Annotated in this window: 22 protein-coding genes and 2 tRNA genes; 15 read left to right on the top strand and 9 right to left on the bottom strand. The window is 49.3% G+C overall.

Annotation, left to right across the window (positions count from 1 at the left end; all coding sequences use genetic code 11):
* Positions 1-12: 12 nt before the first annotated feature.
* On the bottom strand, positions 13-720 hold the full coding sequence (gene queE, locus ACLBLI_RS06295; RefSeq protein ID WP_414830264.1) for a 7-carboxy-7-deazaguanine synthase QueE: 708 nt from the start codon (positions 718-720) through the stop codon (positions 13-15).
* Positions 721-780: 60 nt separating this feature from the next.
* Here queE and queC point away from each other — a divergent pair, with 60 nt between their 5' ends.
* Positions 781-1,437: a 7-cyano-7-deazaguanine synthase QueC gene (gene queC / locus ACLBLI_RS06290; RefSeq protein ID WP_414830263.1), complete on the top strand. Its 657-nt coding sequence runs from the start codon at positions 781-783 to the stop codon at positions 1,435-1,437.
* A 129-nt stretch (positions 1,438-1,566) separates the two neighbouring features.
* Here the strand turns inward: queC and ACLBLI_RS06285 are convergent, their stop codons facing one another.
* The 3 genes from ACLBLI_RS06285 to ACLBLI_RS06275 form a co-directional block, all read right to left on the bottom strand.
* Positions 1,567-2,493 carry a LysR family transcriptional regulator gene (locus ACLBLI_RS06285; RefSeq protein ID WP_414830262.1) on the bottom strand — a complete coding sequence of 309 codons (927 nt, stop codon included), beginning with the start codon at positions 2,491-2,493 and terminating at the stop codon, positions 1,567-1,569.
* A gap of 308 nt (positions 2,494-2,801) precedes the next feature.
* Positions 2,802-4,817 (bottom strand): excinuclease ABC subunit UvrB, encoded by a 2,016-nt coding sequence (uvrB, locus tag ACLBLI_RS06280; protein WP_414830261.1) that lies wholly within the window; start codon positions 4,815-4,817, stop codon positions 2,802-2,804.
* Positions 4,814-6,106 carry an MATE family efflux transporter gene (locus ACLBLI_RS06275; protein WP_414830922.1) on the bottom strand — a complete coding sequence of 431 codons (1,293 nt, stop codon included), beginning with the start codon at positions 6,104-6,106 and terminating at the stop codon, positions 4,814-4,816. Before ACLBLI_RS06275 ends, uvrB begins: the two co-directional genes overlap by 4 nt.
* A gap of 1,344 nt (positions 6,107-7,450) precedes the next feature.
* Here ACLBLI_RS06275 and ACLBLI_RS06270 point away from each other — a divergent pair.
* From ACLBLI_RS06270 to glpQ, 11 genes are all read left to right on the top strand, one after another.
* Positions 7,451-7,527 (top strand) — tRNA-Asn (locus tag ACLBLI_RS06270).
* A 25-nt stretch (positions 7,528-7,552) separates the two neighbouring features.
* Positions 7,553-7,629, top strand: a tRNA-Asn gene (locus tag ACLBLI_RS06265).
* Positions 7,630-7,974: 345 nt separating this feature from the next.
* The gene (gene rsxA / locus ACLBLI_RS06260) at positions 7,975-8,556 is read left to right on the top strand and encodes an electron transport complex subunit RsxA (protein WP_218313197.1); all 582 of its coding nucleotides are present in this window, start codon (positions 7,975-7,977) and stop codon (positions 8,554-8,556) included.
* Positions 8,556-9,125: an electron transport complex subunit RsxB gene (gene rsxB, locus ACLBLI_RS06255; protein ID WP_414830260.1), complete on the top strand. Its 570-nt coding sequence runs from the start codon at positions 8,556-8,558 to the stop codon at positions 9,123-9,125. Before rsxA ends, rsxB begins: the two co-directional genes overlap by 1 nt.
* 6 nt (positions 9,126-9,131) lie before the next feature.
* Complete coding sequence (rsxC, locus tag ACLBLI_RS06250; RefSeq protein ID WP_414830921.1) at positions 9,132-11,510, top strand: electron transport complex subunit RsxC; 2,379 nt, start codon at positions 9,132-9,134, stop codon at positions 11,508-11,510.
* Positions 11,507-12,595, top strand: a complete 1,089-nt coding sequence (gene rsxD, locus ACLBLI_RS06245; RefSeq protein WP_414830259.1) for an electron transport complex subunit RsxD — start codon at positions 11,507-11,509, stop codon at positions 12,593-12,595. Before rsxC ends, rsxD begins: the two co-directional genes overlap by 4 nt.
* The gene (gene rsxG, locus ACLBLI_RS06240) at positions 12,595-13,248 is read left to right on the top strand and encodes an electron transport complex subunit RsxG (RefSeq protein WP_414830258.1); all 654 of its coding nucleotides are present in this window, start codon (positions 12,595-12,597) and stop codon (positions 13,246-13,248) included. The genes rsxD and rsxG overlap by 1 nt, the downstream gene beginning before the upstream one ends.
* The gene (locus ACLBLI_RS06235) at positions 13,245-13,937 is read left to right on the top strand and encodes an electron transport complex subunit E (protein WP_414830257.1); all 693 of its coding nucleotides are present in this window, start codon (positions 13,245-13,247) and stop codon (positions 13,935-13,937) included. The genes rsxG and ACLBLI_RS06235 overlap by 4 nt, the downstream gene beginning before the upstream one ends.
* Before the next feature lie 15 nt (positions 13,938-13,952).
* On the top strand, positions 13,953-14,588 hold the full coding sequence (gene nth, locus ACLBLI_RS06230) for an endonuclease III (RefSeq protein WP_414830256.1): 636 nt from the start codon (positions 13,953-13,955) through the stop codon (positions 14,586-14,588).
* A 123-nt stretch (positions 14,589-14,711) separates the two neighbouring features.
* Complete coding sequence (gene gloA, locus ACLBLI_RS06225; protein ID WP_414830255.1) at positions 14,712-15,098, top strand: lactoylglutathione lyase; 387 nt, start codon at positions 14,712-14,714, stop codon at positions 15,096-15,098.
* 4 nt (positions 15,099-15,102) lie between these two features.
* Positions 15,103-16,101, top strand: a complete 999-nt coding sequence (gene glpQ, locus ACLBLI_RS06220; RefSeq protein WP_414830254.1) for a glycerophosphodiester phosphodiesterase — start codon at positions 15,103-15,105, stop codon at positions 16,099-16,101.
* A 31-nt stretch (positions 16,102-16,132) separates the two neighbouring features.
* Here glpQ and ACLBLI_RS06215 read toward each other — a convergent pair whose 3' ends face one another.
* Positions 16,133-16,993 (bottom strand): flagellar protein MotY, encoded by an 861-nt coding sequence (locus ACLBLI_RS06215; RefSeq protein WP_414830253.1) that lies wholly within the window; start codon positions 16,991-16,993, stop codon positions 16,133-16,135.
* A 298-nt stretch (positions 16,994-17,291) separates the two neighbouring features.
* On the opposite strand from ACLBLI_RS06215, the gene rnt reads away from it, so the two are divergent.
* The gene (gene rnt, locus ACLBLI_RS06210) at positions 17,292-17,927 is read left to right on the top strand and encodes a ribonuclease T (RefSeq protein ID WP_414830252.1); all 636 of its coding nucleotides are present in this window, start codon (positions 17,292-17,294) and stop codon (positions 17,925-17,927) included.
* Between the two features lie 193 nt (positions 17,928-18,120).
* On the opposite strand, the gene ACLBLI_RS06205 is transcribed toward rnt, so the two are convergent.
* Positions 18,121-18,726: a peroxiredoxin gene (locus tag ACLBLI_RS06205; RefSeq protein ID WP_414830251.1), complete on the bottom strand. Its 606-nt coding sequence runs from the start codon at positions 18,724-18,726 to the stop codon at positions 18,121-18,123.
* 277 nt (positions 18,727-19,003) lie between these two features.
* Between ACLBLI_RS06205 and ACLBLI_RS06200 the strand changes: the two genes are divergently transcribed.
* Both ACLBLI_RS06200 and ACLBLI_RS06195 read left to right on the top strand, forming a co-directional pair.
* Complete coding sequence (locus ACLBLI_RS06200; protein WP_414830250.1) at positions 19,004-19,198, top strand: bacterioferritin-associated ferredoxin; 195 nt, start codon at positions 19,004-19,006, stop codon at positions 19,196-19,198.
* Positions 19,199-19,252: 54 nt separating this feature from the next.
* Positions 19,253-21,154 (top strand): hypothetical protein, encoded by a 1,902-nt coding sequence (locus ACLBLI_RS06195; RefSeq protein WP_414830249.1) that lies wholly within the window; start codon positions 19,253-19,255, stop codon positions 21,152-21,154.
* Positions 21,155-21,213: 59 nt separating this feature from the next.
* Here the strand turns inward: ACLBLI_RS06195 and ACLBLI_RS06190 are convergent, their stop codons facing one another.
* The 3 genes from ACLBLI_RS06190 to ACLBLI_RS06180 all read right to left on the bottom strand — a co-directional run bounded on the left by ACLBLI_RS06190 (position 21,214) and on the right by ACLBLI_RS06180 (position 25,907).
* Positions 21,214-23,835 (bottom strand): TonB-dependent receptor plug domain-containing protein, encoded by a 2,622-nt coding sequence (locus ACLBLI_RS06190; protein ID WP_414830920.1) that lies wholly within the window; start codon positions 23,833-23,835, stop codon positions 21,214-21,216.
* Positions 23,836-24,279: 444 nt separating this feature from the next.
* Positions 24,280-25,344 (bottom strand): FecR family protein, encoded by a 1,065-nt coding sequence (locus ACLBLI_RS06185; RefSeq protein ID WP_414830248.1) that lies wholly within the window; start codon positions 25,342-25,344, stop codon positions 24,280-24,282.
* Positions 25,345-25,346: 2 nt separating this feature from the next.
* Positions 25,347-25,907: an RNA polymerase sigma factor gene (locus tag ACLBLI_RS06180; protein ID WP_414830247.1), complete on the bottom strand. Its 561-nt coding sequence runs from the start codon at positions 25,905-25,907 to the stop codon at positions 25,347-25,349.
* Positions 25,908-26,035 lie beyond the last annotated feature (128 nt).

Genomic DNA, 26,035 nt, shown 5'->3' with positions numbered 1-26,035 from the left:
TGTCCTTAATTATTATTCTATACCGATAAACTTATGCGTTTGTAACGATAAACGCCAGTTGCGCTGGATACAAGTTTCCACTGCCAGCGCCGTGGCCCGTTTTTGCTGACTGATTGGTTGCAGGCATACCCCAACATTATGCCCCTGTGGCAGTCTGGCCAGCAGTGCGTCCAGCTCCTCAATATGTTTCTCCATCGCTACCGGGTGCTTGATTTCGTTCGCTCTTAATAACGCCGAAGTCAGCACCTCATAGCCGCCTTTCATGTTCACTTTAGGCGACACCGTTACCCAGGTATCAGCATGGCATTTCACTTCGTACGTGCCACTGGTTTCAATTTGCGTGCTAAAACCCTGTTGATGAAGCAGCGTCGTCAATGCCTCCAGGTCGTACATACATGGCTCACCACCGGTGATAACTACGTGACGGGCCACATAGCCCTCTTCTTCAAACAGCGTCAGCAGACCTTCAGCGTCCGTTTCAAAATGCGTTTCACTTTCTACGGTTTTGGCAAGGACGTCTGTGGCCTCAATAAGGTGGGCTGTATCCAGTGTCCAGGTATGTTTGGTGTCACACCAGGGGCAGCCCACCGGGCAGCCCTGAAGTCGAACAAACACCGAAGGGATACCAGTATGCGCGCCTTCCCCCTGGATAGTTTCAAACATTTCGTTAATTTTGAGTGTAGTGTAGTGACTCACACATGATTCCTGTTGCAATTGCATGTTGGGATTTTACCAAGGATCACATAAAATTCCGGGATAATTTCGTAACTTTACCTCACCATGTCTGAAAACGTTGTTGTTATTTACTCCGGTGGAATGGATTCGTTTACTGTTCTGCACCGCGCACTTCGTGATGGCAAGACGCCTCACGCCCTCACATTTGACTATGGACAGCGCCACAAAAAAGAAATCGACTATGCGGCGGCAGTGTGTAAAACGCTGGGCGTGTCTCACAAAGTGGTAGATATATCCGCCATTAACACGTTGATTGGCGGCTCCTCGCTGACTTCGGATATCGATGTTCCTGAAGGGCATTATGAAGAACCCAGCATGAAACAAACCGTCGTGCCCAACCGCAATATGATCTTACTTTCCATGGCCGTTGGCTATGCCGTTAGCATGGAAGCGGAAAAAGTGTATTACGGTGCACATAGCGGGGATCATGCGATTTATCCTGACTGTCGTCCTGAGTTCGTGGAAAAAATGAATATCGTGTGCAATATTGCCAATTACACGCCGGTAGAAATTGTCACCCCCTATCTCAAAGAGAGTAAAACCGCGATTTTAACCGACGGCCTGAAGATGGGGCTGGATTACAGTTTGACCTGGACATGTTACAACGGCAGAGATAAAGCTTGTGGAAAATGCGGGGCTTGTCAGGAAAGGCTGGAGGCATTCAGAGACAACGGCGTAACTGACCCACTGGAATACGAATAAAAATTGCTGAGATTGCGGTGCAGGTGCTCGCAGGCAACGCAGGAACACATTCCCCGGATATCCGTTTTCCTAAAAACCAAAAAGCGCGTTTCCCTTACGGAAAACGTGCTTTCTTATGCCTTACTGAACTTATTTCTGACTTTCGGAAATGAAGTAGGAAAGTTCTTTGATGCAGTGGCGCAATACCGGGTTTAAGCGGGTATTTTTACCGTTCATGACAAACAGTTCGTGGCTGAAATTAAACAGCGAGCCCTGAGCGATAGGAACAAGCCCAAGGCTGGCACCCTGCTCTCTCGCCATGTAATCAGGCAACAGCGCGACATACTCCCCGGTCATCATCGCTGACATCGCCGCGTCATAGGAGTCAGAGAACGTCTGAATCGCCAGCCGACGATCGCCCTCGATGTAGTTGGCTGATGATAGCCCGGAAATACCAATAGCCGGATAATCTTCTATTTTCACATCATCAGGTAGCGATGTATCACGATATTTCGCCAACGGATGGGTCGGCGCACAATAAAGACGTCCTTCACACTCGATGCCGATAGGATGAAAGGTTACCGACTCGGGTTTCACCATATCGTAGGTTGAAACCACCAGGTGACATTCCCCTGACAGCGCGACATGCTCAACTTCGTTGTAAAGTCGGGACTGAATATTCACATGAATATCGTCGAATTTTTTCATCGTGCTTTTCACCGCTTTACTGATTGCAAGATGCATGGAAAGCGGTAACCCTGCCATCATCACCAAAGTGATATGGCCCGAGTAATCATCGTGAAGTGATTTCAGGTTAAACACAAAGTTATCGAAAGCATTAAAGATACGCTTCGTTTCCTGAAATACCACCTCACCTTCTTTGGTCATTTGGAAACCACCCCGTCCCCGGTGACATAGCACCAGGTCAAGGCGTTCTTCCAGCTTCTTGATTGCCGCACTGATATTAGGCCGTTGCATCCGCAGCACAGGTTCTGCAGCGGTAAAACCATTACAACTCGCAACAGCATAAAAAACACGCAGAAGCTTAATGTCGGATTCTTGCAGTCGGTTCAACATGGAGGCACCAGTTATAGGTATAGTTATGGATACTCAAGCTTGCATAATAGGCAACTGTTGTTGCGATTACAATGGTATTTTTTAAGATTATTAGTCTTGTACAGCGAGTTTGCATCATTGCCCGTTCCACAGAGGTATCACGTCAGATACCGACAGGAAGTAAAACGAAGACTACGGGAGCAAAAATAAAGGCATTTTGCGGTAGTTACCAACTGGCTGCTGTGTTGAGACTACCGTCAGGTAAAGGAAAGCTGGCGCCCGCACTTACAGCACGGACACCGTTGTTTCAGGTCAGGAGGTGTGACACGCTAAGAGAGTTCGACAACCTGCTTTCGAAGCGCTTCAATGTCGTCTCGCATAGACGCCGCTTTTTCGAATTCCAACTCGCGGGCATGCTCAAACATTTGCTTCTCCAACTCGGCAATTCTTTCCATGAGATCAGTTGCACTGGCAGCCTGCTGCGATTTTTTCTTTTCAGCGACTTTGCGCATACGCACTTTGCCAGAAGCCGGATGTGCACTGTCACCAATGTCCATAATGTCCGTTATGGGTTTCACCAGACGCTGAGGTGAGAGGTTATTCTCTTTATTGTAGGCTTCCTGTTTTTCACGACGGCGATCGGTTTCATCAATGGCTTTTTGCATCGACTTGGTAATGGTGTCTCCATACATGATCGCTTTACCATTGATGTGTCGCGCGGCCCGCCCGATAGTCTGAATCAATGACCGCTCAGCGCGAAGGAAGCCTTCTTTGTCGGCATCAAGTATCGCCACCAGAGACACTTCCGGCATATCAAGACCTTCACGCAAAAGGTTAATTCCCACCAGCACATCGAATTTACCCAGCCGCAAGTCACGGATAATTTCTATCCGCTCTACTGTGTCGATATCCGAATGCAGATAACGCACATTCACGCCGTGCTCGTTCAGATATTCACTTAAATCTTCGGCCATACGTTTAGTAAGTGTGGTGATAAGCACACGCTCGTCAACCTCAACCCTAGCCTTAATTTCTGAGAGTACATCATCGACCTGAGTGGCCACGGGACGCACTTCTATTATCGGATCCAGTAGTCCGGTAGGACGCACAACCTGTTCAACAATATCGCCATCGCATCTTTCAAGCTCATAGTTGCCAGGCGTGGCTGAGACATAGACCGTTTGCGGGCAGATTTGCTCGAACTCCTCAAATTTTAAAGGTCGGTTGTCCAGTGCCGATGGCAGACGGAAGCCATATTCTACAAGGGTTTCCTTGCGTGAGCGGTCACCTTTGTACATTGCGCCTATCTGTGACACAGTCACATGCGACTCATCAATAAACATCAATCCGTCTGCCGGAAAATAATCCAGCAGGGTTGGCGGCGGCTCACCGGGTGCTCTGCCAGAAAGATAGCGGGAGTAATTCTCGATGCCGTTGCAGTAACCCAGCTCCATCATCATTTCAATATCGAACTGCGTTCGCTGTGTGATGCGCTGGTCCTCCAGCAGTTTATTGCTTTCCTGTAGCTGCGCTTTTCTGTCTTTCAGCTCTTCTTTAATTTCTTCAATAGCTGCCAGAATTTTCTCACGCGGGGTAACATAATGGGTTTTCGGAAAGACGGTGGTTCTGACAACAGACTTATCTACCGCGCCAGTCAGCGGATCAAATAAGGATATCTTGTCGATTTCATCATCAAACAACTCTACCCTCACCGCTTGCTTTTCTGCATCAGCGGGAAAAATATCAATCACATCACCGCGAACACGAAACGTACCGCGCTCGAAGGCAAGGTCGTTACGTTTATATTGCAGTTCGGCCAGACGGCGCAGAATATCTCTCTGATCCATAGTGTCACCCTGGCGCAAATGCAACAGCATTTTCATATAGGATTCAGGATCGCCAAGACCATATATTGCCGACACACTGGCAACGATGACGACGTCACGACGCTCCATCAGCGCTTTGGTAGCCGATAACCGCATCTGTTCGATGTGGTCGTTAATCGATGCATCTTTTTCTATAAACGTATCGGTACTCGGCACATACGCTTCAGGTTGATAATAGTCGTAATAAGACACGAAATATTCAACCGCGTTGTTAGGAAAAAACTCTTTCATTTCGCCGTACAGCTGAGCTGCCAGCGTTTTGTTGTGAGCCAGAATGAGCGTAGGACGCTGCACTTCCTGAATCACATTAGCCATGGTGAAGGTTTTACCTGAGCCGGTTACCCCTAGCAGCGTCTGGCACGCCAGGCCACTCTCCAAGCCATCAACCAGTGAATGGATAGCGGTAGGCTGATCGCCGGCCGGCTTGTACTTTGATACCAGCTCAAACCCTTTTGTCATGCTTTTACATCTTCCTCATATTTTTCCTGTGCCAGTGCGCGCCTGAACACAATAAATGATATCGAGGCCATACAGATATTGGCTACGACGGTTCCCCAGAACAATCCCTGTAAATCAAAAAGCAGGCTTCCTGCCACACTCACAGGTACGAAAAAAACAAACAGGCGGATGACACTGAGTACTAATGCAGACATCGGGCGATGCATGGCGTTCAACGACGAGTTTGTAAGAATGATCACGCCCTGCATGCCATAACCAAGCGGCACAATCATCAAAAACAACCTGATAAGTTCTGCAACTTCCTGTTCCTTTGCAAATGCCGCGGCTATCCAGGAGCTAAGCAGAAACATCACTAAGAACACTGCCAGTTGCCAGAGTAAAATAAATTTCAGCGCAATGCTGTACGCGTCAGTCACCCGCTTGTAGTTATTCGCCCCTACATTTTGGCTTATAAATGGCGGCAACGTCATCGACAGCGCCAGTATAACAATGCTGGCAATAGACTCCATCCTGTTACCCACCCCCCAGGCAGCAACGGCTTCGGCACCATAGCCGGCCACCACGGCGGTCATCACGCCGCCAGCGATAGGGGTAAGCATGTTTGCGCCTGCAGCAGGCAGTCCGATCCGCAGGATATCGCGGCTACTCGCTTTCATTTCGGGCATTGTTAACAGACGCGGTAAAATGAGTTTTCTCTGTATGGCGAGTAAATAAAGGATCCAACTAGCGCCGACAAACCAGGCGATAAATGTAGCGAGGGCTGCCCCCTGAATACCCATTGCGGGCACCGGGCCCCATCCGAAGATAAACAGCGGGTCTAATAAAGCATTCAAACCGCCACCTGCGGCCATTATGATGCTGGGTGTGCGGGTATCTCCGCACGCTCGCAATACGCTATTACCGACCATTGGTAACGCCAGAAAGACGCTTGATGCGTACCATATTCCCATATAATCGCGAATATATGGCATCAGGTTGTCAGTGGCATTAAGTAAGTGAAATACCGGCTCTATAAACAAAAACCCCAAAATTGCCAATACGCCTACCAGCAGAAAGGACAGCGTCAACGCCCCCGTTGCATGCTGTTGGGATTCTTTTATTTCGCCTGCTCCCTGGAGCTTCCCGATGATGGCTGAGGTGCCAATACCCAGGCCAATGTTCAGGCTGATAACGGTAAAAGTGACCGGAAACGTAAAACTGATCGCAGCGAGCTGGTCGGTACCTAATAAACTGACAAAGAAAGTATCAATTAAGCCAAAACTCATCATCATGATCATGCCCAGAATCATGGGTATGGTCATTCGCTTCAGCGTTGCTCCGATGTCTCCGGATGTCAGATTATTTTTGCGCTCTTGAGACTGCGATATAGTCACTTTCACCTACTTGTCTTGTTTCACCGACATGGACTTGTCGCCCGGTGTAAAAAAAGGGCTGTGTTATTTTGTATATGAACGCCTGTCGTGTGCGATTTGGCAACGGGCGATAATAGATTTATTTTGCACCTTCCGTCGGCGGAGGCGAAAACCTGACTAGTCTAAATGACCCCTGCACGCTTCGCCATGTCATCGAACAACTTTATTCTACATTACACTGCAATTCTTCATGTTCAGGAAGCTGGTAACCGACGCTGATACGGCGCAATCCGTGTGGTGAATAACCATTCAGTAGTAGCAAATTGGATAAAGTTTGCATCGGCTTTCCAGAAGCCAGCAACATTATGTTTATAATTATCAATAACACATGGCTTTTATCATTAAGCTTTTATTAAATATACGTTTGGTAATATTCATCAGGGTTATTTACTAAAAACACCTATTTCTGAACACTGTTTAATCAGTAGATACCCCATATTTCCCTGTGACAGTCCGATGACAGTTTTCTGACAGCCATGTGGCAATTAAAAGACACCATTTCGATAAAAATTAAGTGTTCATGGAATCAGCACTTTTTCCAGCAATGTTAATTTAATGTTGCCACAAGGAGAAATTTTATATTCTCCCGTATTTTTTGCCAACGCGTCGGTGAATTAACACACAAGCTAATCTTTGTCCAACAGATCCCTGAAGCGATCAAAAAAAGATCTTCCAAAAAATCGTAACCAACTGATTAGTATAAATTTAATGTATCAATAATTAGTGATCCATTACGATTTACACTCCTGGGATCTCGCTTCACCAGACCGCCCAGTTAAGCTATCAACATAGTTATCCACAGTTTTAGTGGATAAGTGGCCCAAAGCCAGTATTGGCGCGATTTAGTCCGATTTCACCGAATAAAAAGGTAAGTGATGACTAACCTCCTGTATGACGTGTACAGGTTACACATTTATGAATGGCTGTTTTTACATCCAGTAGTCAAAGAGATTTTAATAGCTTTTTGATATAACAAACCCGTTAAATCTTATATTTGTGTTTTAAGTTTTTTTGCTGGTTACCTTTGCACCAGTTAATCGCAACGGAGGCTCTGATTAGCGCCACAGCTCACTATTTAAGCATTACTTTCAGGCATTTGATGCAAATTTGCACTAAAACACATTAAAACAACATTTTTTGTGCAATCAGAATAAAAATATTAGCAAGGTTGTTGACAGCGACACCGATGCTCATTAATATTCGCCTCCGTTGAAAAGCAGGTCCCCCTTAGCTCAGTTGGTTAGAGCGACGGACTGTTAATCCGCAGGTCCCCCGTTCGAGTCGGGGAGGGGGAGCCAACTTTTCACACACAAGAGATACGATTCCCCCTTAGCTCAGTTGGTTAGAGCGACGGACTGTTAATCCGCAGGTCCCCCGTTCGAGTCGGGGAGGGGGAGCCACTCTTACTCTCTTCTTATGTAATTCCTTACAAACTCAAAGAAATTTCTGAAAAACCCTGCTCTGAGCAAGTTGTTTATCGCGGCTTAAAAAGCGATAATACCTAGCATTTGCGATGGGCTGAGTAATCTTTGTTGCACAATGCGAACGCCAGACTGGCGTATACGTTATCATTTGTCTGTAACGACACTCATGTCTGCCCTGTAATAACAACGAAAAAATCAAAGCCGCGTTGAACGCAAGCGCGCAACAACGGCAAATCTCTTTCGCCATGTAATAAGTGTATTACCCGGTGATGATATTCGTTACCGGATGAATTTTTCGTAAAGAGGATCTCTGACAGTTTCATGACTGACTTTCTTTTACTGTTAATTGGCACGGTACTGGTCAACAATTTCGTGCTGGTAAAGTTTTTAGGGCTGTGTCCTTTTATGGGGGTGTCCGGAAAGCTGGAAACAGCCATAGGTATGTCGATGGCGACCACCTTCGTCCTGACACTTGCCTCCGTGTCCAGCTACCTGGTAGAAACGTACCTGCTTCAGCCTCTCGGTATTGGATACCTTCGGACACTGGCATTTATTCTGGTGATTGCCGTGGTCGTGCAATTTACTGAAATGGTTGTGCACAAAACCAGCCCTACCCTGTATCGTTTGCTGGGTATCTTTTTGCCGTTAATTACCACTAATTGCGCAGTGTTGGGCGTCGCACTTCTGAACCTGACCGAACAGCATACACTGATGGAAAGCCTGATTTATGGCTTTGGTGCAGCGCTTGGATTCTCGTTAGTACTGGTTCTTTTTGCTGCCATGCGCGAGCGCCTCGCGGCAGCTGACGTCCCCGTTTCTTTTAAAGGCGCTTCTATTGCCATGATCACTGCGGGACTGATGTCGCTCGCCTTCATGGGATTCAGTGGATTGGTGAAAGTCTGATGACAATAACCATGAGTCTTATTGCAATTGGTGCGCTCGCGCTAGTGTTTGGCCTGATCCTTGGTTATGCAAGCATTCGGTTTAAAGTCGAAAGCGACCCCCTTGTCGAACAAATTGATGAAGTATTGCCTCAAACCCAATGCGGCCAGTGTGGATATCCAGGGTGCCGACCTTATGCCGAAGCGATAGCCAATGGTGATGAAATAAATAAATGCCCTCCTGGCGGCGAAGCCACAATTAAAAAGCTGGCCGACTTGATGGGGGTAGAACCCAAACCTCTGGACGAGGCACATGGCGAGGAAGACGTTAAGAAAGTTGCGTTTATTCGAGAAGATGAATGTATCGGCTGTACGAAGTGCATTCAGGCCTGCCCTGTTGATGCTATCCTCGGCGCCGCCAAACAGATGCATACGGTTATCACCGATGAATGTACCGGCTGTGACTTATGTGTAGATCCCTGCCCCGTCGACTGCATCGATATGGTGCCTGTCACGCAAACCACAGCGTCATGGAAGTGGGATTTTTCAAACTCTCCTAAAGGAGACATTCCGGTTAAAATGGTATCGTAATTCGTGATGTATCCAGCATTTGACGACATAATTGCTAACCTGAATCAAAATAAGCTCAGTAGCTTCCCGGGAGGCGTGCACCCGGAAGACAGAAAAGCGCTTTCTGCAAATAGTGCCATTGCCCGTATTCCCCTGCCCGATTTGATTACCGTACCAATGCGACAACACGTTGGTACGGAGGGGCAGTGCTGTGTGGAAGTTGGCGACCATGTTCTGAAAGCGCAGCCACTGACTACGAGTCAGAATCCATTTTGCGTTCCTGTGCATGCGCCGACCTCCGGGGAGGTTGTGGCAATTGGCCCTCACGTAACGGCACATCCCAGTGGGTTAACAGAAATGTGCATTTCCATCCGACCGGACGGTAAAGACACGTGGACAACACTGACACCTGTGGTTAACTACCGTGAGATGCAACCGCAAAAAGTGGTTGCCGCCATTTGCGACGCCGGAATTTCAGGTATGGGTGGCGCTGGCTTTCCCACGCACATCAAAACCGCCAGCAGTAAAGAAATCGAATTTCTTATTATCAATGGCGTTGAATGCGAGCCCTACATCACCAGCGACGATCGCCTGATGCGTGAGCACGCCTGGCAAATTCGACAGGGCATTGACGTACTCGAACACCTGCTGTCCCCAAAAGCCATCATTATTGCGATAGAGGACAACAAACCTGAAGCCATAGAAGCAATGAAAATTGCTTGTCAGGACAAAGCTGCCTATCGCGTGGTAGCGGTTGAGACAAAATATCCCGCAGGCGGTGAGAAGCAGCTTATTCAGGTGATCACTGGACGTGAAGTTCCCCGCAACGGGCTTCCGGCAGATGTCGGAGTACTGATGTTCAATGTTGGCACCAGCTATGCCATCGCAGATGCCATTTTTAACGGCAAACCACTGATAGAACGGGTCGTGACTGTGACCGGAGAGGCCGTTCAACAGCCCGGTAATTTCTGGGCGCTGATCGGCACACCTGTTCGCCATTTACTGGACCAGGCAAACTACTTACCCAAAAAACAACGTCAGCCACAGATCATCATGGGTGGCCCGATGATGGGCTTCACATTAACTGACAGCGACATTCCGGTAGTGAAAATTACCAACTGTTTGCTGGTACCCGCGAAGCGTGAATTGCCGGATGATGACAGTGAGCGCCCGTGCATTCGTTGTTCGGATTGTGCTACCGCCTGTCCCGCGTCGCTATTGCCGCAACAGCTTTACTGGCATGCCAAAGCAAAAGAGCTGGATAAAGCGCAAGAATACGACCTTTTTGATTGTATTGAATGTGGTGCCTGTGCCTACGTTTGTCCCAGTGAAATACCACTGGTGCATTATTACCGTCAGGCAAAAGCGGAAATTCGCACACAGCGCGACGAACGCAATAAAGCGGAAAAGGCACGCGAACGATTTGAAGCGCGCAAGGCTCGCCTGGAACAGGAAAAGCTGGAGCGCGAAGAGAAACACCGGAAAGCCAAGGAAGCCCGCCTTGCGGCTGCCAATACGCCCTCCGAGAAAGGCGAAGCGAAAGACAAAGTAGCCGCAGCACTTGCCAGAGCGAAAGCCAAAAAGGCTGCACTGGCAGACGCAGAGGGCACGACGCCGGCTAAGGACGACAAGAAAGCGCAGGTGGCAGCAGCTGTCGAACGCGCGAAAGCAAAAAAAGCCGCGCAGGCGGCGCAAAATGCGCAGACTTCTACACAACAGAACGAACAAGAAGCCCCCCCGACCTCTGCCGAACAAGACAAAAAAGACAAGGTTGCCGCGGCGATAGCTCGCGCAAAGGCCAAAAAGGCGGCACAGCAAGCTGCCTCTGACGCGGACGAGAAAGGCAACGCAGATAGCCAGGCACCAACAGCGCAGCCACAAGACCCTCTTTCTCCTGAAGAAGAGAAAAAGCGTCGTGTAGCCGCCGCCGTTGCGAAAGCCAAAGCGAAAAAAGCGGCACAAGCGGCTGATAGCACCACAGACACGACGAAGATCCCAGAGGCGTCTGGCGAGCAAGCCAGTGACGACGATGTTGCCACTGAGTACGAGAAGAGCAATGCAGATAGCCAGGCACCAACAACACAGCCGCAAGACTCCCTTTCTCCTGAAGAAGAGAAAAAGCGTCGTGTAGCTGCCGCCGTTGCGAAAGCCAAAGCGAAAAAGGCGGCACAAGCGGCTGATGGCAACGCCGACACAACAGAGAGCGCAGAGGCGTCTCGCAAGCAAGCTGGCGAAGACGCTGATGTGACTGAGAACGAAAAAACTTCTGTTGAACAGTCCAGTGACGATGCAGAAACGCTTTCTCCTGAAGAAGAGAAAAAGCGCCGTATTGCCGCCGCCGTTGCGAAAGCAAAAGCCAAAAAGGCGGCAAGGGCACAAAATAACAACGAGAATAACGAGCCATGAAACTGAGTTTGTCCAGCTCCCCACATTTGCGAAGACAACGCGATACCGGTCAGGTCATGCGCATGGTTATCTATGCCATGGTGCCCGGCATCGTTGCACAATGTTACGTGTTTGGCTGGGGTGTGCTTATTCAGGCAGTTCTGGCTGTGGCTGCGGCAGTTATTACAGAGGGCATCATTCTATCTCTGCGCAAGAAAAATGTAGAACGGGCTCTGTCTGACTACTCGGCAGTATTAACTGCGCTACTGTTGGCAGTTAGTATTCCCCCTGCTTTGCCCTGGTGGATGACCATTTTGGGTTCGGTATTTGCCATCGCGGTTGCCAAACAAGTATATGGCGGATTGGGTTTTAATATGTTTAATCCTGCGATGATAGCCTATGTGATGTTGCTGGTGTCTTTCCCTGCCGCGATGACAATGTGGCTCCCTCCGGCAGGCCTCCTGGACGGCGCTCCCGGCTTTGTTGATACGGCCAGTCTCATTTTCACCGGCTTCACTCAAGGCGGTTATGATGTCTTGCAGCTTCGCTCTGTGACAGATGGCGTGACATCAGCAACTCCCCTGGACGCCGTGAAAACCGGTCTGACACAAGGTGCAACCTATTCTGAACTACTTAACACGGCAACGTTCTCAACACCGGTCATCGATGCTATGGGGAAAGGCTGGGGACTGATTAGCCTCGCATATCTTGTAGGCGGACTGTTTCTTATTCGTACGCGGATTATCTCCTGGCACATTCCAGGCAGCCTGATGGTAAGCGTCGCAACCGTGTCCTTAGTGCTTCATCTGGTAGATGGAGATCACTACGCTTCGCCTCTCTTTCACTTACTAAACGGTGCCGTGCTGATTGGTGCGTTTTTTATCGCCACCGATCCGGTGTCGGCTTCAACTACACCCCGCGGCAGAATTATTTTTGGCGCCGCCATCGGGTTTTGGATTGTAATTATCCGCACATTTGGCGGTTACCCTGACGCTGTCGCCTTTGGGGTTATTATCATGAATATGGCCGTCCCATTAATTGACTACTACACGCGACCCCGTACATACGGTCGGGCAGCCCCCCGCAAACCGCAGGGAGGTCGATAATGATGTTGTCTACGCTATCGAAAAACGGCGGTATGCTGGCGGCTTTTGCTATCGTTACCACCGCACTGATTGCCCTTACTTTTTCCGGCACTGAAAAGCGTATTGCCTATCAGCAGGAAAAGCGTTTGCTGGCAGTATTGAATGAGGTCGTGCCTGAAAGTTACCACACCAACACATTATTTGAAGACTGCGCCGCGGTGAGTTCGCCGCTTTTGGGTAACCGCGAGCCCCACCTGGTTTACCGAGCCAGAATTGATGGGGCGCCCTCAGCGCTGGCACTGGAGACCACCGCTCCCGACGGATACAGTGGCAATATCGAGCTTGTTGTTGGGGTTGATACCAGCCTTACGGTATTAGGCGTGCGGGTTGTCGACCACAAAGAAACGCCGGGACTGGGTGATAAAATAGAACTGGCCGTTAGCGACTGGATATTGTCGTTTAATCAAAAACAGTTCGATGCTGACAAGTTATCCCGCTGGCAGGTTAAAAAGGATGGCGGTGATTTCGATGCTTTTACCGGTGCGACTATCACCCCTCGCGCGGTGGTGGAAGCGGTGAAAAACACATTACTGTTCGTACAGCAGAATCAGTCAGCGCTATTTTCTCTGCCCAATGATTGCGCATCAACGGGTAACGAGGGAGAGCAACAATGAGCGAATACAAAGCACTCACACTACAAGGTATGTGGAAAAACAATCCGGCGCTGGTGCAGTTGCTGGGGCTGTGCCCCTTACTTGCCGTAACCGCGACATTTATCAACGGTCTGGGATTGGGACTGGCAACCACCCTTGTACTAATTGGCAGCAACATTACTGTGTCTCTGGTGAGGAATATTGTCAGAAACGAGATCCGCATACCGGTGTTTGTCATGATTATTGCCGGGTTCGTTACCATTGTTCAGCTTCTCATGAATGCGTTTACTTATGAGCTGTATCTTGCGCTGGGTATTTTCATTCCGCTGATTGTGACCAACTGTGCCATTATTGGGCGGGCGGAGGCTTATGCTTCTAAAAATCCGGTTGGACCAGCGGCATTTGATGGCCTGATGATGGGACTGGGTTTTACGTTGGTTCTGGTATTACTGGGAGGTATGCGCGAAATACTCGGTTCAGGAACATTGCTGGCAGGCGCAGACAGATTATTTGGTCCTGTTGCAGACAACTGGACACTCACTCTCTTTACTACCGAGAATCCGTTTTTACTGGCTATTCTACCGCCAGGTGCCTTTTTAGGTATGGGGTTGCTTATCGCAATGAAAAACGGCATTGATGCCCGAATTGCAGCAAAGCGCGCCACCGTCAAACAAAAAGCCACGCGCGCGCGTGTTACTGCTGAAACCTGACGCACAGACTCGAATATGAATAACGCAAAACGAAAAGAAATTCTTACCCGCCTGCGTGACGCCAACCCGCATCCAACGACAGAGCTTAACTTCACCACCCCGTATGAGCTGTTAGTCGCGGTAACCTTATCCGCACAGGCCACTGACGTAGGCGTAAATAAGGCCACCGCCAAGCTGTTTCCGGTGGCAAATACCCCGCAGGCAATCTTTGATCTGGGTGTAGACGGGCTTAAGGACTACATTAAAACTATCGGCCTTTACAACAGTAAAGCGGTAAACGTGCATAAGATGGCAGAAATTCTTCTCACTAAACACAATGGTGAGGTGCCAGAGAGCCGTGAGGCGTTGGAAGCCCTGCCCGGTGTAGGCAGAAAAACCGCTAATGTGGTGTTAAATACGGCCTTTGGCTGGCCCACCATCGCCGTGGATACCCACATTTTCCGCGTATCCAACCGCACCAAACTGGCCATGGGCAAAAACGTCGATCAGGTTGAACAGAAGCTGTTAAAAGTGGTTCCCGCCGAATTTAAAGTCGACGTGCATCACTGGCTGATATTGCACGGCCGCTATACCTGTATCGCCCGCAAGCCGCGTTGTGGTTCTTGTATCATCGAAGACTTGTGTGAGTTTAAAGACAAAACGGAAATCTGACCGGACGTGCCGGGCTGCTCGTCCGGCATAACTTGCTCTGCCGCCCGCTGTTTGCTATCAATCGCTGACAACCTATCTTGCTGTCACCCGTGATGACATAAAAAACGCAATTGAGGAATTCCCATGAGAATGCTACACACCATGCTGCGCGTCGAAGATTTGGACGCGTCGCTTGCGTTTTATACCCAGACTATGGGCATGAAACTACTTCGTAAATCAGACAATAAAGACTATGAATATACTCTGGCTTTTGTCGGCTATGCGGACGAATCTGAACAGGCTGTACTCGAACTGACCTACAACTGGGGTGACAATACCTATGAAAAAGGTAATGCTTACGGCCATGTTGCTTTCGCAGTGGATGATATCTATGCGTTCTGTGAAAAGCTGGAAGCTGATGGTGCCGATGTTTATCGCAAACCGGGGCCGGTAAAAGGCGGCTCAACCGTAATAGCATTTGTGCGTGACCCGGATGGTTACGCCATCGAGTTAATCGAGAAAAAGGACTAAAGTTATGAAAGCCAACAGGCTGGCACTTATCGCGGGGACGGCATTGAGCCTGATAAGCCACACTGTCGCTGCGTTTGATATTATCGCTCATCGCGGTGCTTCGGGTTACCTGCCCGAACACACGCTCGAAGCCGCTACGCTGGCGTACTCTCAGCATCCAGACTTTATCGAGCAGGATGTGGTTATAAGCAAAGACAATGTTCCGGTCGTGTTGCACGATATTCATCTGGAAACCGTCACCGATGTTGAGACCGTGTATCCTGAACGTGCCCGCGAGGATGGCCGCTGGTATGCGCGTGATTTTACGTTTGCAGAGCTTCTGAGGTTGCAGGTTCACGAGCGTCAGAATGCCGATGGTACCGCCGTTTTTCCCAACCGGTATCGGGGAACGTCGGCGCGTTATCGCATCGCAAGCTTAGCGGAGCATATTGAGCTCATCACCCAGCTAAACCGACAGTTTTCGCAAAGCATTGGTTTTTACACCGAGATAAAATCGCCATCGTGGCATCAGTCTGAAGGCGTTGACGCCAGTAAAATTGTACTGGATACCTTTCGTAAAGCAGGCGTGTCTAACAAGCAGCTTTTCATTCAGTGTTTCGACTTTAATGAAATAAAACGGATCCGTCATGAACTGGGTTATGACGGCAAGCTGGTTATGCTGGTAGGCGACAACGCCTGGCAGGAGTCGGACACCGACTACAACTGGATTTTGAGTGACGATGGGATTGCTGAAGTTGCTAAAGTCGCTGATGGTATGGGCCCGTGGATACCGCAACTGCTTGACCCTGCCTCAGTCGCAGCAGGCAAACCTGCAGTACAACCTTGGTTAGCTAAGGCTCAGGATGCAGGACTTATAATTCACCCCTACACATTCAGAGCTGATGCCTTGCCTGCTGGAATGAGTGCCCGCCAAGTGTTGTCGCTGTTAACCGATATCGCCCACGTGGACGGCGTATTTACCGATCACGTCCCGCCAGTTAAATCTTTCACTGAATCTAAATAACAAGACATCGTACGCCGTGTTTTAGAATGTCTTAAGATTTAGATAACCTGACCACGACGCGACGGTTTTGCGCCCGACTATCCGCATTGGTGTTGGGCGCAACGTGGCGTCGCTCACCATGTCCAGTGACTTCTATACGCTCTTCCGATACACCAAGGGCAGTCAGGTACGTTTTCACCTGATTGGCACGACGTATAGACAGCTGTTCATTATTCCAGCGGCCACCATAACTGTCGGTGTAACCGTCCAGCAACACCAACTCCAGTTGATTATCTTCTTTCAGGTATTCGCCAATCATTGTCAGACGTTTTTCTGCATATTTGGTCAGCTCCGTACTGTTTTTCTCGTACGACAACACCGTATAGGAAATATCTTCGAACGAAAAAGGCAGCAAATTTGACACACAAGCCGCAAATTCCCGGTACTGGGGTGTAAAGTTGCTGGCGTTGAGTGCGACACTGACTTTATCGTACTGGTTATACCAATCCTGATAATAAATGGTAGGCCAGTAGCCTTTTTCAAGTTCTGACAGCATGGTCCAGGCAGCAGTTTCAGGTAAATCACCGTTATACTGCGTTCTCAGCGTCATATCAGCGATCGGTTTAGGTGCCTGTCCCGGCATCCACTTGGGGGGAACAGAATAAACGGCGGCCACCTCAAATTTTTTAGGCAGCAAATGCATATCCAGTTCAAATTCCATATTGAGTTGTTTTGAGGCCACACTCGTAAACAGAGCATCACCATAGCCTGGCAGTGTATGACCCAGTGTGCACTGAAGTCTGGAAGATTCCACAACCTGCCAGTCCGAAGACTCAACCGGGGCAGCATACTGTCGCATCGCAGCAAGCGCTTGCGAGCTGACAAGTAATCCAATAACTAACAAAAGCTTCATGTTGTTATACCTAAATCGCGCACTATTCAGAAATAGCCTATCAGAGACGTTCACTGCAACCATATGCCGTTAACGCAAAAGCACTAATACCTTCATCTGCATGTGACATGGCTATCTTTGATTATATCGTCAACACTGCAGAAAAGTTTAGCACAAAGCTGACGTGTCATTATGTTAAGGTGTGCACTTCTCAGGGGTAGATAGGCCGCACGTTACTTGCGATAATTCAGCCCTTGTAACGTAGCCGGGGCCACTTCCGTTTCCCGGCCTTACGCAAATATTGCAGTTAAGAGAGTATATGACAGACAAAGCCAGCCAGCTATCATCGCGTTTCCGGGGGTATTTTCCGGTAGTCATCGACGTAGAAACCGCGGGATTTAATGCCAGCACCGACGCTCTGCTGGAAATTGCGGCAGTAACGGTAAAAATGAACGCCGATGGCATGTTGGTTCCGGATCAAACCTTTCATCAGCATATCACGCCATTTGAAGGTGCCAATCTGGAACCGGCGGCGCTTGAATTTAACGGCATTAAACCTGACTGTCCGCTACGTGGCGCAATTGATGAAGCCGAAGCGATGAAGGCGCTGTGTAAAGCCATTCGTAAAGCCCAGAAGGCTGCTGGTTGTCAACGTTCAGTCATTGTCGCCCACAATGCGACATTTGATCAGAGTTTCGTCAACGCAGCAATTGAAAGAAGTAATATTAAACGTACCCCCTTCCATCCTTTTGTTTCTTTTGATACCACCAGTCTGGCTGGTCTTGCCGTCGGCCAGACAGTGCTGGTAAAGGCGTGTCAGGCTGCCGGTATCGCTTTTGATCAGAAAGAAGCACACAGCGCACTGTATGACGCAAGTCGCACTACTGAATTATTCTGCTATATCGTCAATCGCTATAAATCACTTGGAGGCTGGCCGCTACCCGAGAAAAGCTGAAGTCTGGGCCGCAGACTACTTTCACTCTCCCCGCCGTCCAGGTAACAACATTGTTCTCACCTGGCCGTTCTGACGACACGCAGCCTTGCGATAGCTGCACTGATATAAAACGCGTTCTATTGCTATGCGCATCAGGAATAAGTAACAAAAAAGCCCCGCTTAGCGAGGCTTTTCTAGCGAAACCGTCGTCTCGTTACAGTTTGTCTGCTTCAGTAGACAGGTACTTAGCCACACCCTCAGGTGACGCATCCATACCTGATTTACCTTCTGTCCAGCCAGCCGGGCAAACTTCACCGTGCTCTTCGTGGAAGCTAAGTGCATCGACCATGCGCAGCATCTCGTCAATGTTACGGCCAAGCGGCAAATCGTTAATAACCTGGTGACGAACATCGCCCTCTGCATCAATCAGGAACGAGCCACGGAATGCCACGCCCGCTTCCGGATGCTCTACATCGTAAGCCTGACAAATTTCATGCTTTGTATCAGCTACCAGCGTGTATTTGACCGGGCCGATACCGCCTTCGTTCACTGGCGTATTGCGCCATGCGTTGTGAGAGAACTGAGAGTCGATAGACACGCCAATGACTTCTACACCGCGCTTCTGAAACTCTTCGTAGCGCTTGTCAAAAGCAATCAGTTCTGAAGGACACACAAAGGTGAAATCCAGCGGATAAAAGAACAATACTGCTTTTTTGCCTTTAATGGCTTCGCTCAGTGTGAAAGTGTCTACAATTTCACCGCTACCCAGAACAGCTGCAGCTGTAAAATCAGGGGCTTTGCGCCCGACTAGTACGCTCATGATTCACTCCGTAATTGAATTATTGATCGTGCTGCCTTGTTGCTGGCAGCTTTTTCTAATAAATAGCTGTTTGCTATCGCCTGTATTATTGGTGCAGATATGAAAATAACAAGCCATTGACGTGGATAACTGCTCTGATCACTCCCCACTTCGCTTCATAAACCTCGATGCGCTCTGAAAAAGTGATCAAAAAAGTAGCAGCGAGGCGTAGAATTAAGTTGAAATAATCACTAATAGCAATTATTATCATTTGCAACGAGTTAACAGGGGTTCCCAAATGTACGTGTGCATGTGTTATGGTGTCACAGACAAAGCGATACGAAATGCTGTCGAAGAAGGCGGCGTGGGGAACATGCGTGAATTGCGCCAGCGCCTCGATGTAGGTTCACAATGTGGCAAATGCATTCAGATGGCTCAACAAATCATCGACTCGACAATCGTAGACGAAACCTTATTTAAAGACGTCGGATAACGCTTACCTTTTACGCCCCGTATCGCGCAAATTTATCATTAAGGAAAATGTGAATTGGCTCGCGCGTTGTATTTATCTGTTTTTATTTTCGCCTCAATCCTGGTGCTTTATTTGGTGTTCGGACTACCTCATGAGCCCGAATCCGAATCAGAGCCCGATACTCCGGCAAAATCCTCCCCAGCATCAACCACCAGCTCAAAAAATACGCCTGAAATACAACAGGAAGCCGCACCAGAATTTGTCGCAGATCATCAGCAGTGCACTGATTTACAAAAGAATATTGATAGGGTCACCCGTCACTATTTTGATGATGAAAGATTGTCATCCTTTCTGGATGACGGCTTCTCTGTCGATGACATCACGCTGGCCATAGATGCGCTGCGCAACCCCAACTTTGCCAGAGAATGGCGTGACGATTATCGTAAGAAAGACAGCCAGCTCGATTCCCTGAATCGACAATTGAATAAAGCTCTGCGGGAAAACATGCCTGACTTGCCCTCTGGCATGGGCGTGTTCAGATCCGTCCCTGTCAACAGGCTTGAAGAGGCGGTAAAGAATGACAAACCGCTTGAGACGTTGTCCGATGAGGAGACGTTAATTGTAGACGATGTCGCCTGGCTTATTCAGCAACCCAACCTTAGCGACACGGCCATAAAGCCTTTTGTGTTACAGCTTGAAGATATCAATGCCAAATTAGGGAGCAGCTTTGTCATTGATAAACAGGCTATCTCGTTGCTGGATGTCGCGGCATTTAACCGCCGCCCCGCCCTCGCGCAATGGCTAATGGCACAGGGCGCGAGGCCAACGTCAGATGCCTACCTGGGTACGACACTGGATTATGCCCTGGCAGGACTTAGCCGATTTTCTCAAGAAACACTTCAGGAACAAAATGATACTGTAGCGGCGCAGATTGCCCTGGCAAATGATTTAATAGAACACGGACAACGTTCGGTATCAGTGTTTGAGAATGACAGCTTCAAAAGCCGTTTCTCAGCGAACCTGTTTATTTTTTGGGAAGGCGTGAGCGAGGCTCTGGAACTGAATTACGGGTTTGACCTGAAAACAGTGCCCATCATGTCACCGCTGACATCACCGCGAGCAACAGAATTGATTACGCAAATTCAATCTCATCAGGAGGCAATGATTACAGATCAAGTCGGTGAGAAAACCGCGGAAAAACGTTCGCGTTGCCGCAGTTTCAAAAAGCAGGTTGCTGATGCCTGGTCACCAAAATGGTTGGGCAGTGAGCTGGTCGATTATCGTGATGATGAACTTTATGAAATGGCGCCTGAGCTGGTAAAGTGCAGGCGGGAAAAGATGATGTTCAAAGATGCACTGCCAGGGCGTCGTTCAGAATTTGATGAGGATCGGTATTACCGGGTGCTGTCGGATGGTGAATGGCAACTCGCCATGTCAATGCTGGACGACTACCCGGAGGCGGTACCACGGGTATTTCATGAATCTGTTGCTTATATTCCTGAGAGTTATGCCGCATTCGTCGGCGCCGGATTTGTACCGGATGTCTGGAACTTCTCCTACCTGGAAGACAACCGTTACTTTGTGAACAACTTACAAAAAATAGAAGATGCTGGCGTCGATCTGCACATGACGGACATTTACGGCCGAAATCTTCTGTTTATTGCAGTCAACGCGGGTTCGCCTGACACTCTTCAGTATCTGGTGCAATCAGGCGTACCCTATTACCAAGTTCCTAATACCCCCGATCCGTTATATCTTGCGCTGTACCATATAGCGACCCGTGACCGGGCCGAGGATGCAAATGCAATCATTAGTATTCTGATGGCGTATTCTCCGACGGTTAGCGACGCGCATCTGGCACAAATGCGGGTGATGAAGCTAAAAGCGCCCTCGTTATATCGGGATATCGTTGATGAACATCCTCTACTGACTGTCGACGACTCAAACGTGGCATATCCTGCATATACCTGTTTTTAGAAGGCTCTGAAGTCACAGTAACTGCGAACAAAGTCCCTCTTGAACTGCGTCAGGCTTCGCTACCACTGCCAGTTAGTGGACAGATAATAAAAGCTCCCGTTGATACCACTTGGAGACGTTGGCGGGTACAAAGCCCCCACGACGCCTTTATAGGGATTGTCTTTGGGCAACGAGTCAAACAGGTTTTGCGCGCCGACAGAGACCGACAGGTGCGGACTGATTTTCCAGGTGCCTTCCGCATCAAGGGTCACCATGGCGCTGCCGTAAATATCCATGTCGGCAGAGGCATCCAAATGGTCTTCATAAAACTTGCCATAATAATTCACACGCCAGTCCAGTGTCAGTGCCGAGAACTCCTGTTTAAGTGACAACGTCGCGCGGTGGGCCGGCAGGTTATCTTCCAGCATGCGGATCCGCTGCGACGTGAGGTTGGGCATCATCACGACCTCGCCATCGACTTCCGCCGGATATAGTGTCACTCGTTCCACTTGCGTATCTGTCCAGTTGTAAGCGGCAATTACCGTATGCGGTATCGTACCTGCGCTGAAGCCGTATTGCAGAACGACGTCGACGCCTCGCGTGCGGGTATCAAAATCGTTAGTAAAAAACTTGGCGCTGTTGTAATTTGCCGCCTCGTCACGTCCCAGTTGCTCCAGCACCGCGATATCCTGAGGCGTCAGCGGGATCGCTGATGTTGTGCTGATCCTGTCTTGTAAACGGATATCAAAATAATCCATCGTCAGATACAGTGCTTCGTGCCAGTGTGCCACCAGTCCCATGCTCAAATTGACAGATTCTTCTGGCTCCAGAGCGGTCGCCCCAAGCTGTTTTGAAATTAAGTCTGTCGGAGGCAGCGTAGCCTGATCTTCCAGGCCGTTGGCACTATACGCGGTAGTAACGTTAATCACATTGCTTTGTCCCACTGTCGGGGCTTTAAAGCCGGTACTCACCGACCCTCGCAGGGCCACTACGTCATTGAGGGCAAAGCGGGTCGTAAATTTGCCATCAAACGTCGCCCCAAAGTCGGAAAAATGTTCCAGTCTGGCGGCGAGTCCTGCCTGCCAGCTGCTTGTCAGAAAGAGCTCGACATCGGCATATAATGCCCAGTTATTTCGACTCCAGTGCCCTTCCGACTGAGGCTGATAACCCGGAAAACCATTCGAGCCGACACTAAATCCTAATGTGGCATCGGTGTTGGCATCATACGCATAGGGCCCGGTCAGCCAGGACGCTCTGTCACCGGCCTTCTGGTGATAAGTTTCGCGTCGCCATTCAGCACCTACCGCGACATTTACAGGCTCATCCAGCCACGTATGGTACTGTCTGGAGGCGTCAACGTTCACGGTTCTCTCAACCTGGCTGACGTCGCCCGGTGAAAAAGACAATGGTGATTCGGGGCCCATTGACGGATTCACGGTGCCATTGAGTCGGTAGTCTATATTTGAGTAACCCACGCTGGCGCTGAAATCCAGTGACCAACCGGATGCGGTTTCGTGTCGAACACCAGCGAACAGAGACGCATCAGCGATCCGCCCCCCAAATTCAGGGGTAAACCCGCCAGGAAACCACTCATTAAAGGCAAAACAGTTGCTTCCCAGCGCAGTATCATTATCAGCGATACGTTGATAATCCGCTTGCGCCAATATATTTTCTGACGTAATAAAAATGGCTGGGCATTCGATTCCCTGACCGATTCCGTCGAGATCTGCCACCAGCAACCGTGGCGGATTAGTCTCCTCCGGGTGACGGAAAACCCCGACCCGCTCATGGGGATGACGGAAATAGAAACCGCCGGTAATATCACGCCACGCCGCCGTCGCAAAGGCATATCCCTGGGTTGACTCAGTCATATCCCAACCCAGATTTGCTGCGAGTTTGATGTCTTTATCAACATCCAGAGTGCCCCATACCTGCGCAGGATCGCGAACGTGGGTATTGCCATTTTGCAAGAGTTTTGCAGCATCATCCCGTTGCACACTGCGAGAGGTTGCCTGCTGCTGGCGGTACTCTGCTGTCAGATTGACAAAACCGGAGCCTTGCAACGGCAAGCCGACATTGCTCTGGAACTGCAACATTTCACCGTCGCCTTCACCAAACTGACCGGCTTTTAACGTAACGCTCCCACCCTCAGCGTCATTTTTCAGTGCAAAGTTAATCACACCGGCAATCGCATCTGAACCGTACTGAGCGGCGGCGCCATCTCGCAACACTTCAACCTGACGCAACGCATAAGCAGGAATAACCGAGACATCCGGCCCCTGCGCGCCATCCGACAGGCCTCCTCCCAGAAAAGTTATCACCGCTGAGCGATGTCGACGCTTACCATTAAGCAAAATCAGCGTGTGATCTGATGCCATTCCCCGCAGGTTAGCAGGCCGCACCAGGCTGGTCGCGTCGTTAATAGGCTGATCATTGACGTTCAGTGAGGGCACCATCACGCTTAACATCGACAGCACGTCACTGTTGCCCTGTGAGGACAGCGTATCAGCTCCGATAATATCCAGCGGAACAGGAGAGTCGACCACCGAACGAGGTGCGCTACGTGTGCCTACCACAGCGATCCTCTCCATCTGGTAATCGCCACTGTACTCTGTCTCTTTTGTGTTCTCTTCAGGCGGGGCTGACGCAACCATGGCAGCTTTTGAGCGCACGCTTACCATGCCTTCCTCATCCACAACCATCGCCAGTTCCGTTCCCTGTAACAGCAACGCCAGCGCCTGTGCAAGCGTATATTCACCTTCCAGTGCGTTAGTAACTATCTGCTCAGCCAGTTCCGGGGGAAATAATAGCGTCGTATTCGCCTGGCGGGCGAACTCTGTGAGTGCATTGTCTGCTTTCTGCGCCGGGATTGAAAACGTGATCTTTTCGGTGGCAAACGTAGATGCTGAAAAAAAACAAAGCGCAAGAAGCTGCCACCCGAGACGTTTGCACGACTGGCGAAAAGAAAGGTGGTAGTTCATTGGGAAGAGCGACGCTTTCAACACGTGTGCTGGTTACTGTTTTGATTATTTTTATGACAAGTATGACCATACTGTCACAATCCGACTTTACCTGCCAAGCTAACTTTAAAGGCGGATTGTAAGCAAGTACAACATGTGCAACAGAGCCCATGTCTGAATTAGCGATCAGGACGCCGTTGTTGTTTCAGAGAGGGCGATTGTCGTGTCATTCAGCTTTTTATGTTCAATATTGAAACTGTTTTTCAGGGCATTTAACAGGCCATCAATATCACCAACTTTAAAATACCCCGCAACCCGGCGTTGCTTGAGTCCTTCATCACTGATAGAAAAACGTAGTTGTGTGTACCGGCCAATCTCTGCCAGAGCCTCTTCCAAAGGCTCTCCTTTAAACACGATCATGCCTTTCTGCCATGCCAGGTCATCTTCGATATCATTCTGGGAAAGGTTTTCTTTATCTTCCACATCACCCCGAATCGTTGCTTTTTCGCCGGAAAACATAAGAAGACCTTCGCCGGAAACAGGCTCAATGGCAAATAACGACTGGGTGTTGCGCGACACGGCAAACCGGTCTTTCACCAGAACACGGCCTTCTGTCACAACCAGTTCAAACGCATTATCATTTACATATTGCATGTTAAATGCCGTACCTACAGCCGTAACGGTATTGTTCCCCGCCGTCACAATAAATGGCCGGCTTTTATCATGCGCTACAGTAAAGTGCGCTTCACCTTTAAGCAGCACAATTTCCCGAGCCTCTTCAGAGAGGGTTACCGTCACGGTGCTGTTAGTATTCAGATGGACGACTGAGCCATCGGCCAGCGTCAGACTTTTTTGCTCACCAATCCCGGTGACGACTTTTTGTGAAGCACTGGCGACTTCAACAGGTGCGGTAAACCAGGTTCGCTCGACAATCACACCGGCAGCAATTGCCATTAATAAAAATCCTGCTGCGACACTCCAGCGGGCCTGATTTACCAGACGCTTAACACGGCCGGCTTCCTGTTTGGCCTGTTTGCGCGGAAATAAGCCACTAAGTTCATTCAGCACACTCATATCGTCCCAAAGACTGGCGTACTCCATGAATGCTTCACGGTGTGCATTGCTGTCTCGAAGCCATGCATTCAGTTCAGCTTTCTCGCTTTCAGCAAGTCCCCGGTCTAGTCTGCTGATCCACAGACATGCCTGCTCCTGAATGTCTTCCCGGCTGGAAAATTGACGGATATTACTCATGACTACTGCGTATGTCCTGTTCCTGATTTAAAGTCAGGCTGCCCGCTTTTCCCGGCACCCTGTGGAGTGTCTGCAAGATACCTGGCGCATAACATGAGACCTTTAGCCACGTGTTTTTCCACGGTGCTCTCACTTATTCCGACCAGTTCGGCAATATCTCGTTGACTCATTCCATAGACTTTTTTTAATAAAAATACGCGCTTCACATCAGGTGACAGCGTATCTGTTGCACGGCAAAAATGGATAAATCGCTCTTTGCTTTCTACATTTTTTTCCAGGCTGTGGCCCACCAGCTCCTGTGGCAGGTGATCCATGTCTTCCATAGACTGATTCAGTTGAGAAGACGCCTTGGACACATGATTAAGCGCAAGGTTTCTTGCCGTTTTCAGCATATAGGTTCGCTCGAAGCGAATTTCCTGATTTAGCTGAGCCTCGTAACTTTTTATAAACGCTTCCTGAACGATATCTTCGATATCATCCGGATTCACAATGGCGCTCACCGCACGCATCAAGCGTGTTCGGTACTTTACAAAAGTGTCAGCCAGTGTCGACTTAGTGGTCATAAGTTATTATCTGTGTGCCTTTGGACGACAAAATAGCAGCGCGCAATTTTCGTAGTTTGCCAGTAACTCTGTACTTTTTCATCCGTTATATTGTAGTACCTTTGTATAATGCCTTCCGGGGAGTAAAA

Source organism: Alteromonas sp. H39 (genome assembly GCF_047556435.1).
Classification (GTDB): Bacteria; Pseudomonadota; Gammaproteobacteria; order Enterobacterales; family Alteromonadaceae; genus Alteromonas.
The sequence above is the reverse complement of the archived record's forward strand: the minus strand, read 5'-3'. Positions and strand labels throughout refer to the sequence as shown.

Bases quoted from the DNA above. Each gene is read 5' to 3' on its own strand.
- ACLBLI_RS06205 (WP_414830251.1), bottom strand. From the start codon at position 18,726: ATGAGCGTACTAGTCGGGCGCAAAGCCCCTGATTTTACAGCTGCAGCT.
- ACLBLI_RS06275 (WP_414830922.1), bottom strand. From the start codon at position 6,106: ATGATTCTGGGCATGATCATGATGATGAGTTTTGGCTTAATTGATACT.
- ACLBLI_RS06215 (WP_414830253.1), bottom strand. From the start codon at position 16,993: ATGAAGCTTTTGTTAGTTATTGGATTACTTGTCAGCTCGCAAGCGCTT.
- rnt (WP_414830252.1), top strand. From the start codon at position 17,292: ATGACAGACAAAGCCAGCCAGCTATCATCGCGTTTCCGGGGGTATTTT.
- rsxC (WP_414830921.1), top strand. From the start codon at position 9,132: ATGTATCCAGCATTTGACGACATAATTGCTAACCTGAATCAAAATAAG.
- ACLBLI_RS06180 (WP_414830247.1), bottom strand. From the start codon at position 25,907: ATGACCACTAAGTCGACACTGGCTGACACTTTTGTAAAGTACCGAACA.
- nth (WP_414830256.1), top strand. From the start codon at position 13,953: ATGAATAACGCAAAACGAAAAGAAATTCTTACCCGCCTGCGTGACGCC.
- glpQ (WP_414830254.1), top strand. From the start codon at position 15,103: ATGAAAGCCAACAGGCTGGCACTTATCGCGGGGACGGCATTGAGCCTG.
- rsxA (WP_218313197.1), top strand. From the start codon at position 7,975: ATGACTGACTTTCTTTTACTGTTAATTGGCACGGTACTGGTCAACAAT.
- ACLBLI_RS06190 (WP_414830920.1), bottom strand. From the start codon at position 23,835: ATGGTTGTGGATGAGGAAGGCATGGTAAGCGTGCGCTCAAAAGCTGCC.
- gloA (WP_414830255.1), top strand. From the start codon at position 14,712: ATGAGAATGCTACACACCATGCTGCGCGTCGAAGATTTGGACGCGTCG.
- queC (WP_414830263.1), top strand. From the start codon at position 781: ATGTCTGAAAACGTTGTTGTTATTTACTCCGGTGGAATGGATTCGTTT.
- rsxB (WP_414830260.1), top strand. From the start codon at position 8,556: ATGACAATAACCATGAGTCTTATTGCAATTGGTGCGCTCGCGCTAGTG.
- ACLBLI_RS06285 (WP_414830262.1), bottom strand. From the start codon at position 2,493: ATGTTGAACCGACTGCAAGAATCCGACATTAAGCTTCTGCGTGTTTTT.
- ACLBLI_RS06235 (WP_414830257.1), top strand. From the start codon at position 13,245: ATGAGCGAATACAAAGCACTCACACTACAAGGTATGTGGAAAAACAAT.
- rsxG (WP_414830258.1), top strand. From the start codon at position 12,595: ATGATGTTGTCTACGCTATCGAAAAACGGCGGTATGCTGGCGGCTTTT.
- ACLBLI_RS06200 (WP_414830250.1), top strand. From the start codon at position 19,004: ATGTACGTGTGCATGTGTTATGGTGTCACAGACAAAGCGATACGAAAT.
- rsxD (WP_414830259.1), top strand. From the start codon at position 11,507: ATGAAACTGAGTTTGTCCAGCTCCCCACATTTGCGAAGACAACGCGAT.
- queE (WP_414830264.1), bottom strand. From the start codon at position 720: ATGCAATTGCAACAGGAATCATGTGTGAGTCACTACACTACACTCAAA.
- ACLBLI_RS06185 (WP_414830248.1), bottom strand. From the start codon at position 25,344: ATGAGTAATATCCGTCAATTTTCCAGCCGGGAAGACATTCAGGAGCAG.
- uvrB (WP_414830261.1), bottom strand. From the start codon at position 4,817: ATGACAAAAGGGTTTGAGCTGGTATCAAAGTACAAGCCGGCCGGCGAT.